This is a genomic window from Paraburkholderia susongensis (genome assembly GCF_900177725.1).
Lineage (GTDB): Bacteria > Pseudomonadota > Gammaproteobacteria > Burkholderiales > Burkholderiaceae > Paraburkholderia > Paraburkholderia susongensis.
In genome coordinates this window covers 521,932-537,933 of sequence record NZ_FXAT01000001.1, presented here as the reverse complement: position 1 = coordinate 537,933, position 16,002 = coordinate 521,932, and the positions used below count along the sequence as shown (strand labels likewise).

Here is a 16,002-nt window from a genome sequence, read left to right as displayed (position 1 = left end):
TCGGCTGACGCGCTGAAGACGTTGGGCATCTCCAAGGCCGTAGCCCCGATGCAATGATGGCGCGGCGGCGGGCGGCGCCAGCGCACCCCGTCGCGCCGCCACACGCATGCGATACGTTGCAGATATTCCACGCCGGGTTCACTTCAACCCTGCTGTGCCGCGTACACTAAGTTGCCGATGTTGGGTTGGGGGCTCATATATGATTGGCGAAGCGACGTCAGGTGGCAGGACGGGAGCTGCTTCAGAAGGCGCCCTGGAAGGCGCCGCTGAAAGTGTCCCGGAAGGCGCCCGCTACCGGCCGGAACGGGCCGAAGAGGTGCTCGCGTCGGAGCGCAGCGTGTTGCGCCTCATCACCCGCAACACGCCGCTGCCGGAATTGCTCGACGAGGTATGCCGCCGCGCCGAGGCGCTGCTTGGCGAAGGCGCATCCTGCTCGATCCTGCTGCTCGACCCCGACGGCGTGCACCTGCGGGTGGGCGGCGCACCGTCGCTGCCGCCCGCGTTCAGCGCGGCGATCGGCGGCGCCGAGATCGGCCCGCGAGTCGGGTCGTGCGGCACCGCGATGTTCGACCGGCGTCTCGTCATCGTCGAAGACATCGAAACCGATCCGCTCTGGGAGGACTTCCGGCATCTCGCCTTGCCGCACGGCCTGCGCGCGTGCTGGTCCGTGCCGTTCGAGAACGACGCCGGCGTCGTGCTCGGCGCGTTCGCCGTGTACTACCGCAGCACGCGGCGCCCCACCCCCGAAGAAGAAGCGATGCTGCGCGACATCGGCAGCAGCGTCGGCCTCGCGGTCCATCAGGACGAGATGACGCAGCGTCTTGCGCATAGCGAGGAGCGGCACCGGCTCGTCGTCGATCATCTGAGCGAGGGCATCGTCGTGCAGTCGCGCACCGGTGTGGTGCTCGCCTGCAATCCGAGCGCGCAACGCATGCTGCGCGTCACGCCGCAGATCGTCGGCCAGCGCATTGCCACCGTGATAACACGCGCGTTCAACGAAGACGGCTCGTTCATTCCCGATGCGCACCGCCCCACCGAGCAGGTTTTCGCGACCGGCAAGCCGATGCTCGGCGTGACGATCGGCGTCGAGCTGACCGATGGCGAGGTTGTGTGGATCACCGAGAACGTCGTGCCGATCGTGCGGCCCGGCGATGGCGAACCGGACTCGGTGCTGATCTCGTTCTCCGACATCGGCCCGGTGCGCGAGGCGCAGCGCCAGCTCAGGTTTCTCGCCACTCGCGACTCGCTCACGGGCCTCTACAACCGCGCCTATCTGACCGAGCGGATGCGCGACCTGTTCGAGCCGCGCGGCATCAGCGACGATGCGCTCGCGCTCGCGAGCGTCGCCGTGCTGTTCGTCGATCTCGACGGCTTCAAGAAGGTCAACGACACCGCCGGCCACGAAGCCGGCGACGCGCTCCTGTGCAGCGTCGCCGAGCGGCTGTCCGCCTGCGTCGGGCGCGGCGATACGCTGGCGCGGGTCGGCGGCGACGAATTCGTGATCGTGGTGAGCGCGTACGCGAATACCGGCGAGCTGATCGCCCTCGCGCACCGGATCCTCGACATGATCGCGGTGCCGTTTGCGGTGGCGGGCAACGAGTACTACCTGGGCGCGTCGGTCGGCATCAGCCTCTTTCCCGAGGACGGCCAGGACGTCGCCACGCTGATGCGCAACGCCGACTCGGCGATGTATCACGCGAAGCAGCGCGGCCGCAACAACTTCCAGTTCTTCACCGCCGAGCTGAACCAGCATCTGCAGCGGCGCTTCACGATCGAGCAGTCGCTGCGGCGCGCGCTCGCCGCGGACGAGCTGAGCCTCGTCTACCAGCCGATCGTCGACAGCCAGGACGGCCGCACGATCGGCGCGGAAGCGCTCCTGCGCTGGTACAACAGCGAACTCGGCAATGTGTCGCCGGGCGAATTCATTCCGGTCGCCGAAGACGCCGGGCTCATCGTCGAGATCGGCGACTGGGTGCTCGAGCGCGCCTGCGAGCAGGTCGCACAATGGCGGCGCACGCTCGCGCCGCATCTGATCGTCGCGGTGAACCTCTCGCCGCGGCAATTCAACGACGGCCTGCTCGAGCGCATCGAGCGCTGCCTCACGCAGTCCGGGCTCGAGCCGGTGGCGCTCGAACTCGAGATCACCGAGCGTCTGCTGATGAGCGACAGCGACACCGTGCTGCCGATGCTGAGCGCGCTGAGCGCGATGGGCGTGCGCATTTCGGTGGATGACTTCGGCACCGGTTATTCGTCGCTGTCGTATCTGAAGCGCTTCCCGCTGCATAACCTGAAAATCGACCGTTCGTTCGTCGCGGGGCTGCCCGATCATCGCGATTCGATCGCGATCACGCAGGCAGTGGTGGCGATGGCGCACTCGCTCGGCATGAACGTGACGGCGGAGGGCGTCGAGACCGCCGAGCAGGCGGCGTTTCTGCGTGCGATCGACTGCGACAAGCAGCAGGGCTATCTGTATAGCCGGCCGGTCGGCGCGAGCGCCTATGCGCGCAGTCTGGGCGACGCGCAGATGGTGGGGATGGCGAAGGCGTCCTGAGGTGCCGCAGGTGCGCCTTTCAGGCGCTGCCCGGGCAGCGCCGTGGCGTTGTCCTGGCGTTACCGTGGCACCGTCCCGGCGCTGCCATAGGGCTGTCCCGCCGCTGTCCCGGCGCTCGCCGGGCCTGTCCCGCGCGGGCAAGCCGTCACGGCGGCAAGCCCGGAACACGATTGTTCAGATTGCTGAACAAGTGACTTCGCGTTGCCGGTATTTATCGGCGGCGGCGCGCTCCCTAGAATGCTTCCATCGAAACGTAATCAGGCGTGGTGCCGAAGCGGCGTCGCGCGATGGGAGTTCGTCATGTCAGAGTTGATCAGAAACCAGCTTTACCGGCCATCGGTCGTGCTGCCGATGGTCGCGCTCATGCAGGTGATGGTGTCGCAGGACTTCAATCTCGGCCAGGTGGGCTGGGTGTTCGCGGCTCGTGGTGCGCAGGCCGCGCTGCAACGCTCGCGCGAGCTGATCTGCGCGGCGCATTGCCACGCGTAAGAGGCATATGGGGCGTGCGTAGCCACTCGTAGTCGTTCGTACCCGTTCGTAACGTTCCCGCCAGGCGGCGGGTGGCTGTTTGCACGGGCTCCACAGCATACTCAACGCCGCGCAACGCGGCACATCCCTCAGTACGGCAAAGCGCGCAACGCGCATCGAAGCGCGTGGTGGGGCCGCAATCAGGGCCACAATCAAGGCTGTAATCAGCGCCCAGGCAGTGCGCAGCCAGCACGCAATCAGCGCACATTCAGCGCACAACCCGGCATGGCAGCGCGTAGCACAAAGCGTAAGATGCTACGACCTGCACCCCGCCCCGGGAGAATTGCCATGCCACAGCACTTCGACGCAGTCGTGATCGGCACGGGACAAGGCGGCTCGCCGCTTGCCGTGCGCCTCGCTCAAAGCGGCCGTCGAACCGCGGTCATCGAACGCGCGGAGTTTGGCGGAACCTGCGTGAACGTCGGATGCACGCCGACCAAATCGTATGTGGCAAGCGCCCGCGCGGCGCATGTGGCGCGCCATGCGGCCGAACTCGGCGTGCGGGTGGGCGGTCCGGTCAGCGTCGATCTGGCGGCGGTCAAGGCGCGCAAGGATCAGATCATCGGACAGTCGCGCAGCGGCGTCGAAAAGTGGCTGCGCGGCACGAGGAACCTGACCGTACTGAACGGCCACGCGCGCTTCACCGGGGCGCATACGCTCGCGATCACCGGTTTCGACGGCCAGTTGCTCGAAGAGCTCAGCGCCGGCGAGATTTTCATCAACACGGGCACGCGCGCGGTCGTGCCGCCGCTCGAAGGCATTCAGCGGATTCCGTACTACACGAATTCGACGCTGCTCGAACTGGCCGAGTTGCCGGGCCATCTCGCGATCGTCGGCGGCAGCTACATCGCGCTCGAATTCGCGCAGGTGTTTCGCCGGTTCGGCAGCCGCGTGACCGTGCTCGTGCGCGGCGAGCGAGTGCTCAATCGCGAGGATGCGGATTTCTCGGAGTCGGTGCGCAAGGTGCTCGCGGGCGATGGCGTCGAGTTCCAGTTCGGCGTGCAGCCGACACGGGTCGAGCCGCATCCGCATCGCGCGAACGAGGTGTGCATCGGCTTCGAGCAGAACATTCCGGCGCTCGAGGCCTCGCACCTGCTGTTCGCGACCGGCCGCAGGCCGAATACCGACGACCTCGGCCTCGAAGCCGCCGGCATCGAAACGGACGGGCACGGCATGATCTCCGTCGACGGCCAGTTGCGCACCAGCGTGCCGGGCGTGTGGGCGATCGGCGACGTCAACGGACGCGGCGCCTTCACGCATACGTCCTATGACGATTACCAGATCGTCGCGGCCAATCTGCTCGATGGCGCCGCGCGCAGCGTCGACACGCGGATCATGGCCTACGCGGTGTTCGTCGATCCGCCGCTCGCGCGCGTCGGCATGTCGGAGGACGAGGTGCGCAGGAGCGGCCGCGACGCGCTGATCGCCACGATGCCGATGTCGCGCGTGGGCCGCGCGCGCGAGCGCGGCGAAACCGACGGCTTCATGAAGGTGCTCGCCGACGCGCACAGCAAGCAGATTCTCGGCGCGGCGATTCACGGCACCGAGGGCGACGAGGCGATCCATACGTTCATCGACATCATGACCGCGGGCGCGCCGTATCCGACCTTGCAGTTCGCGATGCACGTGCATCCGACGATCAGCGAGCTCGTGCCGACGCTGCTCGACGGACTCGAGCCGATGCAGTGAGCGGCGCACGCGGAGACGATCCATGACACGAGCACCGAAACCCGCACCGAAACCCGCGCGCGCGAGCGGCAATCTGTTCGCCCCTGTTGCTGCTGTTGCCTCTGCCGCCGCCTCGGAGTCCGGCTCGGAGTCCGGCGAGCACTTCGACACGCTCGTCGAGCAGCGCGGCGTGACGATCGAGCGGATCGTCTCGACCGGGCAGGCGAGCCCGCCCGGCTTCTGGTACGACAGTCCGCGCGCCGAATGGGTCGTGCTGCTCGCAGGCGCGGCGGTGCTCGAATTCGAAGGCGATACGGCGCCGCATCCCATGAATCCAGGCGACCATGTGCTGATCGAAGCGCATTGCCGGCATCGCGTCGCATGGACGAGCGACACGGAGCCGAGCGTTTGGCTCGCGGTCCATTACCCGGGTGTTCCCGCGGCCTGAGCGGCCCAGGCGGTCCGCTCGCGCGCATCGACAAAGCCTTACAGCATCGCCGATAATCGGCAGCGGCGCGGCTCGTCCGCACGGCGCGGACGGTCTGTGCGCCCAATCGCATTCATCTCCGGGACCTCGCATGGGTAAGGGACGCGTCGAAGCCTTCAGCGATGGCGTAATCGCCATCATCATCACGATCATGGTGCTCGAGCTGAGGGTGCCGGAAGGTCACGATCTCGCGGCATTGCGCCCAGTGATCCCGGTGTTCTGCGCGTACGTGCTGAGCTTCATCTACGTCGGCATCTACTGGAACAATCACCATCACATGTTCCATGCGGTGCAGAAGGTCAACGGCCGGGTCTTGTGGGCCAATCTGCATCTGCTGTTCTGGCTGTCGCTGCTGCCGGCCGTCACGCACTGGGCCGGCGAAAACCATCTCACCGCGTGGCCGACCGCGATGTACGGCGTCGTGCTGTTCATGTGCGCGGTGGCGTATTTCATTCTGGCCCACGCGCTGATTGACGAGCACGGCCGCGATTCGGCGATCGCCAAGGCGATCGGCAACGACTTCAAGGGCAAGGTTTCCGTCGTCATCTATCTGCTCGGCATCGGACTCGCGTTCGTCGTGCCGTGGGTGTCGGCCGCGCTCTACGCGCTTGCCGCCGCATGGTGGTTCGTGCCGGACCGGCGGATCGAACACGTGCTGGAGGGCTGAGCATGCTGCTCGCGCTCAAGCTCGTACTGGTGCCGGCCTTTCTTGCCGCGCTGACGGCGGCCGCGCGCGCGTGGGGCCCCTCGGTCGCGGGATGGCTCGCGGGGTTGCCGCTCGTCGCCGGACCGATCGTGCTGCTGCTCGCGCTCGAACGCGGGCCGTCGTTCGCGGCGCAGGCGTCGGCGGCGTCGATTGCGGCGATCGCCGCGTCGGAAGCGTTCAATCTCGCCTACGCGTGGACCTGCCGGCGCACGGGCTGGCCGCTCGCGCTTCTCGCCGGCATGGCCGGCTGGCTCGGCGCCGCGCTGTTGCTCGTGCGGCTGCCCGGCTCGCTCGGCTGGGCCGTGGCGGCGGCCTGCGTGGCCGTCGCGGTGTCGCGGAGCAGCTTGCCGCGCGTGACGGGCCACGTGCCCGCGGCGCGCGCCGGGCTCGCAGATCTGGCCGTGCGCATGCTCGCGGGCGCGCTGCTGACGGTGGCGGTGACCACGCTGTCCGCGTCGATGGGCGCGGTGTGGAGCGGGGTGCTCTCGGTGTTTCCGTTGCTCGGCATCGTGCTGGCGGTGTCGGCGCAGCGGGCGCACGGCGCGGACTTCGTCGCGCTGCTGATGCGCGGCATGGTGGTCGGGCGCGGCTCGTTCGCGGCGTTCTTCGCCGTGACCGCGACCCTGCTGCCGCAATACGGCGTGGTGGCGAGCTTCGCGTGCGCGGCGCTGGTGTCGGTCGCCGTGCAGGGGTTGACGCGGCGCATGCTCGGCGCACCGCGGCGCAGCGAGACCGAGGCGCGCGAACTGGCCGGGCCGCAGGCCGAATGAGGTACTTCGAGCGATGCCGGATCACATGACTTCTTCGCACAACCCGCACTTGCATTCCTCTTCGCGCGTGAACCGCATCGGGCTCATCTCCGACACGCACAATCTCGTGCGTCCCGAAGCGCTCCAGTATCTCGACGGCTGCGACGCGATCATTCACGCAGGCGACATCTGCAATCCGGCGGTGCTCGATGCGCTCGCGCAAATCGCGCCGGTCACGGCGGTGCGCGGCAACAACGACACCGGCGCCTGGGCCGCGCCGCTGCCGACGCACGCAAGACTCGCCGTGCAGCAGGTGACGATTCTCGTCGTGCACGATATCGCGGACCTCGGCTGCGAGCCGCGCGACGAAGGCATTGCCGTGGTGGTGAGCGGTCATTCGCACAAGCCGTCGATCAGCGAGCGCGACGGCGTGCTGTTCGTCAATCCCGGTAGCGCGGGGCCACGGCGGTTCAAGTTGCCGGTGTGCGCGGGCAGGCTGATGGTCGACGGAGCACAGGTCAGCGCGAGTTTCGATGCGCTGCTGACGTGACATGAAAAACGGGCCGGCGGAGTTCGCCGGCCCGTTTCGAGGGAACTGCTCTCGAGGTGGTTGCCGCGGAGTGCGCGCACAGCGCTTCTCTGGATACGAACCGTGTCGCTTGCGCGATCCGTCCACATTCAACCGTCACCCGCTTGCGAGCCGAGCGGCGCGCCGCGCACCGTCATGCGCGCGCCGTTGCCGCATAGAGCTCATCCATCTCTTCGGCCTCACGTTCGCCACGCAGCACCGCATGCGCCTCGGCGCGCGTCGCGACGCACGGACCCGAGCCGAGCAGCGGCTTGCGCGCGGTTTCGCGCAGCGCGAGCACCGAAGCGATGCCGATCAGCGATGCGCCCATCAGGTAGTACGCGGGCATCATCAGATTGCCGGTGTGGTCGACGAGCCATGCGGTCACGAGCGGCGTCGTGCCGCCGAACAGCGATACCGAAATGTTGAAGCCGATCGCGAGCGCGCCGTAGCGGATCTTCGTCGGGAACAGCGCCGGCAGCGCCGACGGCATCACGCCGGTGAAGCACGAGAGCAGCATGCCGAGAATCATCAGACCGCCGAACACCGGCAGCACCGTGCCCATGCGGATCAGCAGCAGCGCCGGGATCGACAGCGCGAACAGGCCCACGCAGCCGAGCAGCATGACCGGCTTGCGGCCGACCGTGTCGGACAGGCGGCCGGCGGCGAGCGTCATCGGCATCATCAGGATCATTACGAGCAGCACGAGGAAGAGGCCGTGCGTCTCGTTGAAGTGCAGCGTCGCCGACAGATAGCTCGGCAGATACGACAGCGCCATGTAGTCGGTCACGTTGAAGATCAGCACGAGGCCGACGCACAGCAGCAGCGGCTTCCATTGCTGCGCGAGCAGCTGGCGGAACGATTGCTTCGGCAGCGCGCGGTCTTCCGCTTCGCGCTCTTCGGCCTGCTTCTTGAACGCGGGCGTTTCCTCGAGCTTCATGCGGATGTAGAGACCCACGAGACCGAGCGGACCGGCGATCAGGAACGGCACGCGCCAGCCCCACGAGAGCAGCGCGTCGCTCGAAAGCATCGCGGTGAGCAGCGCGACCGTGCCCGCGCCGAGCACGTAGCCGATCAGCGTGCCGAACTCGAGGAAACTGCCCATGAAGCCGCGGCGCTTGTCGGTCGAGAATTCGGCGATGAAGGTCGCCGCGCCACCGTACTCGCCGCCGGTCGAGAAACCTTGCACGAGACGCGCGACCAGCAGCAGCACCGGAGCGAGAATGCCGATCGTCGAGTAATCGGGAATCAGGCCGATCGCGAAGGTGCCGGCCGCCATCATGATCATCGTCATCGCCAGCACGCGCTGACGGCCGATGCGGTCACCGAGCGGTCCGAACACCATGCCGCCGATCGGCCGCACGAGGAACGCCGCGGCGAACGTGCCGAACGTGGCGATCAGCTGCGCGGACGGATTCGACGAGGGAAAGAACACCTTACCGAGCGTGACGGCGATATAGCTGTACACGCCGAAATCGAACCATTCCATTGCGTTGCCGAGCGCCATCGCGCCGACGGCACGCTTCAGGAGTGAGTGATCGACGACGGTGATGTCGTCGAGGGACAGGCGTTGTTCTTTTTGGTGATGTCGCCAGAAGCCGTTGCTGGAAGCGGTCAAGGTTGAAACTCCAATGACTGCGACGAAACTCGTGATGCGTTCCGCCACGGTTGCTGGGAAGTGCAATTTCGCGAGCACGGCAATGGCATCCGCGACGCTGGTTGCCCGGCGGCGGAAGAGGGGGCGAAAAAAAGCAAACGCCCGTGCCTCGCGACCCCGTCGCGAAAAAACACTCGTCTAGATTGTGCTGACTGTTGCACCTGCGTGGCCGTGGAAGGGGGGCAGATGCATGAAGGACGCTGGGTTGGCGGGAAGCCGGCCCGTGCGCCGCTGAAGGCTTGAAACGAAAAAGGCCGGTCTTGATTTGCCGCTCATGGACTGACATGACGCGGGGAAACGACCGACGAGCCTTCTTGCTTAAAAACAGTTCGATTCAGGATGGCTCAGGTGCGCAAACAGGCACGCAAAGCGCACGGCGGAGCAGCTTGAAAAGAACGCGAATGAAGGTGAATTGCTGTTGAAACGACGCACATGATAGCACGATGACAGAGGATCGTGCAAACCGGGCTTTCGCCCGAGAGACTGCGAGGCGCCCAATCCCTTGCCAGGCAGGGGATTGCGCGGGGTCGGAACGGCCCGGAAAACGGACTGCTTAGAACATTGCCGGGCGGCTGTCCGGGCAAGGTTCAGGCGAAAAAAATCCGCGCTCGCGGCGCGGATTGTTCGTGTCGGGGCAGGTATCGAGGTATCGGTACAGGCGCCGGCTCGTCGTGACGATGCGCGCCTTTCCCGGAACCGGGCGAACAGGAAACGCTTTACGCCGACGGCGGCACGTAACCCGACGCCGTATCCGCGCCTTCGCCGAAAAAGAATTTTTCGGTCTGCTTCATCAGGTACTGGCGCGCGCGCGGATCGGCCATGTTCAGGCGGTTTTCGTTGATCAGCATGGTCTGCTGCTTCAACCAGGCCTGCCACGCTTCCTTCGAAATGCTTTCGTAGATCCGCTTGCCGAGTTCGCCCGGCAGCGGCGGGAAATCGAGGCCTTCGGCTTCCTTGCCGAGCTTCGCGCATTGAACCATACGAGTCATGCTGTGCTTCTCCTGTGTCGACCGGAGTTAGTGCTTTAGCACTTACTCCGGTCCCATGAAAAATGGTTGCTGTATCAAATGTGGGGTGGACAGACCGCTATCCGGATCAGATGGGGCCAATCAGAGCTGTTTCATCAGCACGAGCGATTTGCGCTGCCAGTTGTAGAGCCGGCGGCGGTCTTCAGGCAGGTCGTCGACCGTGACCTTGACGAAGCCGCGCTTGAGGAACCAGTGTTCGGTGCGCGTGGTGAGCACGAAAATGCGCGTGAGGCCGCGCGCCCGCGCGCGCTGCTCGATGCGCTTCAACAGACGCTCGCCGTCGCCGGTGCCTTGCGCCTCGGGCGCGACCGTCAGGCACGCCATTTCGCCGATGCGCTCCTGCGAATACGGATAGAGCGCCGCGCAGCCGAACAGCACGCCGTCGTGCTCGATCACCGAGAAATGGTCGATGTCGCGCTCGATCTGGTGACGGTCGCGCCGCACGAGCGTGCCGTCCGCTTCGAGCGGCTCGATCAGCGAGAGAATGCCGCCGACGTCGTCCGGCGTCGCTTCGCGCAGGCTTTCGAGGTTTTCGTACGAGATCATCGTGCCGACGCCGTCGTGCAGGAACAGTTCGAGCAGCAGGCTGCCGTCGAGCGCGTACGGGATGATGTGCGCGCGCGGCACGCCGCCGCGGCAGGCGCGGATCGAATGCTTGAGGTAGAAGCCCGCGTCGCCGGTGACTTCGCCGCTTTCGTGCAGCTTGTAGGCGTCGTCGAGCGAGAGTTCGCGGATCAGCTCGGCGCCTTCTTCGCGGGCTTCCATGAGGCCCGGCGTTTCGGTCAGAAACACGATCTTGTCGGCGCGCAGCGCGATCGCGGCGGCCGAGGCGACGTCTTCCATCGAGAGATTGAACGCCTCGCCCGTCGGCGAGAAGCCGAGCGGCGAGAGCAGCACGAGCTTGCGGCTCGCGAGCGAGTGGCGGATCGAATCCGCGTCGATCTTGCGCACGAGGCCCGTGTGCTGGAAATCGACGCCGTCGAGAATGCCGACCGGCCGCGCGGTCACGAAGTTGCCCGACACGACGCTGATGTGCGCATGCGCCATCGGCGTGTTCGGCAAGCCCTGGCTGATCGCGGCCTCGATGTCGAGACGCACTTCGCCGGCCGCTTCCTTCGCGGATTCGAGCGCGCGCGCATCGGTGATGCGCATGCCGTGCGAAAACTCGGACTCGACGCCATGCAGGCTCATCTGCTCCTCGACCTGCGGGCGCGAGCCGTGCACGAGCACGATCTGGATACCCATCGCCTGCAGGAGCGCGATGTCGGACACGAGCGCATTCAGGAGTCCGTCATGCACCACTTCGCCGCCGAAACCGACGACGAATGTCTTGTTGCGGAACGCATGGATATAAGGCGCGACGGAGCGCATCCAGTCGACGAATTGCGCATGCTGGGCGAGGGTTTCCGTGGCTACGGCGGGGGCCGGAACGCTCGCGGGCGCGGGGACGAGGTCGGTTTGGGAATTCATGCCGGGGATTATAATGCGCCCCCATGTCGAATGTACCCAAAAGTCCCGCTACGGCGAACGAGAAACCGGCGCCGGCCGCCGATCAGGCGAACTCCGGCGATGCCGGGCGCCGCCCTGCGCAGGACGCGAAGCCCAACGCACCGCAAACGGCGCGCGAATCGCGCCGCGCGGTACAGGTCGAGCCGTCTGCCGCGCTGATTTCCGAGCAGTTGTCCGCACTGAAAAATAATCTGTCGCTGGCGCGTGAGGTGCATCGCGACGTGGGCGGTGCCGAGGTGAAACAGGGCGGTGGCGGCGAGCGGCGGGTAGGGCGCGCGCAGGGGGCGGCTTCGGCTACAGCTTCGGCGGCTTCGGTTCCGGCCGCGTCTTCGGCTTCGGCCGCGCCTTCGGCTTCGGCCGCGCCTTCGGCTTCGGCGGCGCAAACCCGGCGCGGCACCGGCCGTGACAATCGGCAACAGAATCGAGCGCCTGCGCGAGACGGCGAGCCGCGTCGCGCGCAAGGTGACCCCGCGCGGAAATCACCGCCCGCGGGCGAAGCGCGTGAACCCAGCGAACCCCGCGCTCCGCGCGAACGGCGCGAACCGCGCCCTCAACGCGCCGTCACGCCCAATCCGATCCCGCCGATCACCTTCCCCGAAGCACTGCCGGTCTCCGGCCGCCGCGACGAAATCGCGCGCGCGATCGCCGAAAACCAGGTGGTGATCGTCTCGGGCGAAACCGGCTCCGGCAAGACGACCCAGTTGCCGAAAATCTGCCTCACGCTCGGCCGCGGCCTCGGCGCGGGCGGCACCGGCCTGATTGGTCATACGCAGCCGCGCCGGATCGCCGCGTCGGCGACGGGCCGCCGCATTGCCGAAGAACTCGGCACGCCGTTCGGCGAAGTGGTCGGCTACAAGGTGCGCTTCAACGACAACCTCGCGCCGGGCGCGTCGGTCAAGCTGATGACCGACGGCATCCTGCTCGCCGAAACGCAGACCGATCCGCTGCTCAAGGCGTACGACACGCTGATCATCGACGAGGCGCACGAGCGCAGCCTGAACATCGACTTTCTGCTCGGCTATCTGAAGGAAATTCTCGCGAAGCGGCCCGATCTGAAGCTGATCGTGACCTCGGCGACGATCGACGCCGACCGCTTCGCGCGCCACTTCGGCAGCGACGAGAAGCCCGCGCCGGTGATCGAGGTGAGCGGCCGTCTCTATCCGGTCGAGGTGCGCTACCGGCCGGTCGTCGAGGACAGTCCGGCGGTGAAGGCGGCGCAAGGCACGGGCGGCGCGCCGTCGGCTTCGTCCTCCGGGCGCGAGCGCCCGAAAACGCAGCGCGAAACCGATCGCGATCTGATGGAAGCGATCGTCGACGCCGTCGACGAACTGTGCCGCGAAGGCCCTGGCGACGTGCTGGTCTTCCTGCCCGGCGAGCGCGAGATTCGCGACGCCGCCGAGGCGTTGCGCAAGCACCATCCGCCGCATACGGAAATTCTGCCGCTGTTCGCGCGGCTCTCCGCCGCCGAGCAGGAGCGCGTGTTCCGCACCTCGAACGCGCGCCGCATCGTGCTGGCCACCAACGTCGCCGAAACCTCGCTGACGGTGCCGGGCATCCGCTACGTGGTCGACACCGGGCTCGCGCGCGTGAAGCGCTACTCGTATCGCAACAAGGTCGAGCAGTTGCAGGTCGAGTCGATTTCGCAGGCCGCCGCGAACCAGCGGGCCGGGCGTTGCGGCCGGGTCGCCGACGGCATCTGCATCCGCCTGTACGAGGAAAGCGACTTCCAGGGCCGCGTGCGCTTCACTGACCCGGAAATCCTGCGCTCGTCGCTCGCCTCTGTGATTCTGCGCATGAAGTCGCTGCATCTGACGGCGATCGAAACCTTCCCGTTCATCGAGCCGCCGCCGGGCCGCGCCATCTCCGACGGCTACCAGTTGCTCAACGAACTCGGCGCCGTCGACGACGACAACCACCTCACGCCGCTCGGCCGCGAACTCGCGCGCCTGCCGCTCGATCCGCGCGTCGGCCGCATGATTCTCGCCGCGCGCGATCAGCAGGCGCTGAAGGAGGTGCTGATCATCGCGAGCGCGCTGTCCGTGCAGGATCCGCGCGACCGGCCGATCGAGGCGCAGGAGCAAGCCGATCAGGCGCATCGCCGCTTCGCCGACGAGCGCTCCGAATTTCTGCAGTGGCTGAAAATCTGGAACTGGTTCGAGGAAGCGATCGCGCACAAGAAATCGAACCGCCAGTTGCAGGACGAGTGCCGCAAGAACTTCCTGTCACAGTTGCGGCTGCGTGAATGGCGCGACGTTCACTCGCAACTGCTGACGGTGGTGCGCGAGCACGGCTGGCGCCTGAACGAAGCGGAAGCGACGTTCGAGCAGATCCATCTCGCGCTGCTGACCGGCCTGCTCGGCAACATCGGCCTGAAAGCCGACGACGAGCCGTACTATCTCGGCGCGCGCAGCATCAAGTTCTATCTGTGGCCGGGCTCGGCGCTCGTGAAGAAGGCGGGCAAGTGGGTGATGGCCGCCGAACTCGTCGAGACGAGCCGCCTTTACGCGCGCTGTATCGCGAAGATCGAGCCGGAGTGGATCGAGAAGGTCGGCTCGCATCTGCTGAAAAAGTCGCTCTCCGAGCCGCATTGGGAAAAGCGCGCGGCGCAGGTGTCCGCGTTCGAGCGCGCGATGCTGTACGGCCTGCCGATCTATCACCGGCGGCGTGTGAGTTTCGGCAAGCAGGACCCGGCGCGGGCGAGAGAGTTGTTCATTCGCGGCGCGCTCGTCGAAGGCGAGTTCGATACGAAGCTCGCGTTCTTCGCGCACAACCGCAAGCTGCTCGCCGACATCGAACAGCTCGAACACAAGTCGCGCCGCCAGGACGTGCTGGTCGACGACGAGCTGATTTTTGCGTTCTACGATCAGGCGGTGCCCGAGGGCATTTACACCGGTGCGTCGTTCGAGCGCTGGTATCGCGACGAGGTGAAAAAGAGCGGCCAGCCGGAAGACAAGCTGCGGCTGCTGTACCTGTCGCGCGACGATCTGATGCGGCACGAGGCGGCCGGTGTCACGACCGATCTATTCCCGAAGCGGCTGACGATGGCGGGCATCGAGATGGCGCTCACCTATCACTTCGAGCCGGGCACGCCGCGCGACGGCGTGACGCTCGCCGTGCCGCTGTATGCGCTGAATCAGGTCGACGCGCGCCGCTGCGAGTGGCTCGTGCCCGGCATGCTCAAGGAGAAGACGCAACTGCTGCTGAAGTCGTTGCCGCAGAAGCTGCGGCGGCATTGCGTGCCGCTGCCCGAATACGCGGCCGGGTTCGCCGAGCGGCACGGCGCGCAGCGCTTCGGCGCGGGCGGCCTGCTCGAAGCGTTGATCGCCGATGTGCGCGAGCAGACCCAGATCGCGATGAAGCAGTCCGACTTCAAGCTCGAGACGCTGCCCGCGCATCTGTTCATGAACTTCAAGGTCATCGACGAGCACGGGCGGCAGCTTGCGATGGGCCGCAATCTGTCGCAACTGCGCGCTGAACTCGGCGGCCAGGCGCAACAGCATTTCCAGAAGCTCGTGTCGAGCGCGGCGGGCGCGGCGTTGGCCGGTGCGGGCGGCGGCGTCGCGACGCCTTCGCAAGCCGCGGATTCGGGCCCGGGCGCCACGCAGCGCGGCAAGGGCGCTGCCGCATCCGCCCCGCAGACCACGCCGCAGGATGGGGCGGCGGGCACTGCGCTGTATGAAAAGCTGACGACGTGGAATTTCGGCAAGTTGCCCGAACTGCTCGAAATCCGCCGGGGCGGCCAGACGCTGTTCGGCTATCCGGCTTTGGTCGATCGCGGCACGCATTGCGATGTCGAGGTGTTCGATTCGCCCGAGGAAGCCGCGCGGATTCATCGTGCGGGATTGCGCCGGCTTTTCGCGCTGCAGTTGAAGGAGCCGATCAAGTACCTCGAGAAGAATCTGCCGGGCCTGCGCGAAATGGCGATGCAGTTCATGCCGCGCGGCACGCAGGAGGAACTGCGCGATCAGTTGATCGATACCGCGCTCGACCGAGCCTGTCTGCAGGACCCGCTGCCCGACGACGATGCGAGTTTTCACACCCGACGCGACGAAGGGCGCAGCCGCCTCACGCTGCTGGCGCAGGAAATCTCGCGGCTGGTCGGGCAGATTCTCGGCGAATACGCGAGCGTGACGAAAAAGCTCCTGCAATCGAAGCCGTTCGCGGCCGCGCATGCCGACTTGCAGAATCAGCTCGACGCGCTGATCGGCAAGCGCTTTGTCGTCGATACGCCGTATGCGCAGCTTGCGCACTTCCCGCGCTATCTAAAGGGGATGGTGCTGCGTATCGACAAGCTGCGCGCGGACCCCACGCGCGACGCACGGCAATTCGCCGAACTTCAGCCGCTGCTGCAACACTACCAGCGCGCGGTGTCGCAGCGCGGCGGCGTGCTGGACCCGCGGCTCGCGGAATTCCGCTGGCTGCTCGAGGAACTGCGGATCTCGCTGTTTGCCCAGGAGCTGCGCACGCCGATGCCGGTTTCGGTGAGGCGCCTGCATAAGGTGTGGGAGTCGATGCAGCGCTGAGTGCGTAGCGCCGTGGTGGGTGCCGTTC

At 66.6% G+C, this 16,002-nt stretch carries 11 protein-coding genes; 8 read left to right on the top strand and 3 right to left on the bottom strand.

Annotated features, from left to right (window positions below; translation table 11 throughout):
- Positions 1-199: 199 nt before the first annotated feature.
- The 7 genes from B9Z01_RS02415 to B9Z01_RS02385 all read left to right on the top strand — a co-directional run bounded on the left by B9Z01_RS02415 (position 200) and on the right by B9Z01_RS02385 (position 7,239).
- Complete coding sequence (locus B9Z01_RS02415) at positions 200-2,551, top strand: putative bifunctional diguanylate cyclase/phosphodiesterase (protein ID WP_085480654.1); 2,352 nt, start codon at positions 200-202, stop codon at positions 2,549-2,551.
- A 300-nt stretch (positions 2,552-2,851) separates the two neighbouring features.
- The gene (locus B9Z01_RS02410; RefSeq protein WP_085480653.1) at positions 2,852-3,040 is read left to right on the top strand and encodes a hypothetical protein; all 189 of its coding nucleotides are present in this window, start codon (positions 2,852-2,854) and stop codon (positions 3,038-3,040) included.
- Between the two features lie 327 nt (positions 3,041-3,367).
- Positions 3,368-4,768: an FAD-containing oxidoreductase gene (locus B9Z01_RS02405; RefSeq protein ID WP_085480652.1), complete on the top strand. Its 1,401-nt coding sequence runs from the start codon at positions 3,368-3,370 to the stop codon at positions 4,766-4,768.
- Positions 4,769-4,790: 22 nt separating this feature from the next.
- Complete coding sequence (locus B9Z01_RS02400; RefSeq protein ID WP_085480651.1) at positions 4,791-5,195, top strand: cupin domain-containing protein; 405 nt, start codon at positions 4,791-4,793, stop codon at positions 5,193-5,195.
- 130 nt (positions 5,196-5,325) lie between these two features.
- Positions 5,326-5,901 carry a TMEM175 family protein gene (locus tag B9Z01_RS02395; protein ID WP_085480650.1) on the top strand — a complete coding sequence of 192 codons (576 nt, stop codon included), beginning with the start codon at positions 5,326-5,328 and terminating at the stop codon, positions 5,899-5,901.
- Positions 5,902-5,903: 2 nt separating this feature from the next.
- Positions 5,904-6,710, top strand: coding sequence for a hypothetical protein (locus tag B9Z01_RS02390; protein ID WP_085480649.1), 807 nt, complete (start codon positions 5,904-5,906; stop codon positions 6,708-6,710).
- A gap of 25 nt (positions 6,711-6,735) precedes the next feature.
- Positions 6,736-7,239, top strand: coding sequence for a metallophosphoesterase family protein (locus B9Z01_RS02385; protein WP_085481153.1), 504 nt, complete (start codon positions 6,736-6,738; stop codon positions 7,237-7,239).
- A 172-nt stretch (positions 7,240-7,411) separates the two neighbouring features.
- Here B9Z01_RS02385 and proP read toward each other — a convergent pair whose 3' ends face one another.
- The 3 genes from proP to argA form a co-directional block, all read right to left on the bottom strand.
- On the bottom strand, positions 7,412-8,875 hold the full coding sequence (proP, locus tag B9Z01_RS02380) for a glycine betaine/L-proline transporter ProP (RefSeq protein ID WP_085480648.1): 1,464 nt from the start codon (positions 8,873-8,875) through the stop codon (positions 7,412-7,414).
- 755 nt (positions 8,876-9,630) lie between these two features.
- Positions 9,631-9,903: an oxidative damage protection protein gene (locus B9Z01_RS02375; RefSeq protein WP_026228676.1), complete on the bottom strand. Its 273-nt coding sequence runs from the start codon at positions 9,901-9,903 to the stop codon at positions 9,631-9,633.
- 120 nt (positions 9,904-10,023) lie between these two features.
- Positions 10,024-11,412, bottom strand: coding sequence for an amino-acid N-acetyltransferase (gene argA, locus B9Z01_RS02370; RefSeq protein ID WP_085480647.1), 1,389 nt, complete (start codon positions 11,410-11,412; stop codon positions 10,024-10,026).
- 23 nt (positions 11,413-11,435) lie between these two features.
- On the opposite strand from argA, the gene hrpA reads away from it, so the two are divergent.
- Positions 11,436-15,974: an ATP-dependent RNA helicase HrpA gene (gene hrpA / locus B9Z01_RS02365; protein WP_085480646.1), complete on the top strand. Its 4,539-nt coding sequence runs from the start codon at positions 11,436-11,438 to the stop codon at positions 15,972-15,974.
- Positions 15,975-16,002 lie beyond the last annotated feature (28 nt).

Bases quoted from the DNA above. Each gene is read 5' to 3' on its own strand.
- B9Z01_RS02400 (WP_085480651.1), top strand. From the start codon at position 4,791: ATGACACGAGCACCGAAACCCGCACCGAAACCCGCGCGCGCGAGCGGC.
- B9Z01_RS02410 (WP_085480653.1), top strand. From the start codon at position 2,852: ATGTCAGAGTTGATCAGAAACCAGCTTTACCGGCCATCGGTCGTGCTG.
- argA (WP_085480647.1), bottom strand. From the start codon at position 11,412: ATGAATTCCCAAACCGACCTCGTCCCCGCGCCCGCGAGCGTTCCGGCC.
- B9Z01_RS02385 (WP_085481153.1), top strand. From the start codon at position 6,736: ATGACTTCTTCGCACAACCCGCACTTGCATTCCTCTTCGCGCGTGAAC.
- B9Z01_RS02395 (WP_085480650.1), top strand. From the start codon at position 5,326: ATGGGTAAGGGACGCGTCGAAGCCTTCAGCGATGGCGTAATCGCCATC.
- B9Z01_RS02405 (WP_085480652.1), top strand. From the start codon at position 3,368: ATGCCACAGCACTTCGACGCAGTCGTGATCGGCACGGGACAAGGCGGC.
- B9Z01_RS02415 (WP_085480654.1), top strand. From the start codon at position 200: ATGATTGGCGAAGCGACGTCAGGTGGCAGGACGGGAGCTGCTTCAGAA.
- B9Z01_RS02375 (WP_026228676.1), bottom strand. From the start codon at position 9,903: ATGACTCGTATGGTTCAATGCGCGAAGCTCGGCAAGGAAGCCGAAGGC.
- B9Z01_RS02390 (WP_085480649.1), top strand. From the start codon at position 5,904: ATGCTGCTCGCGCTCAAGCTCGTACTGGTGCCGGCCTTTCTTGCCGCG.
- hrpA (WP_085480646.1), top strand. From the start codon at position 11,436: ATGTCGAATGTACCCAAAAGTCCCGCTACGGCGAACGAGAAACCGGCG.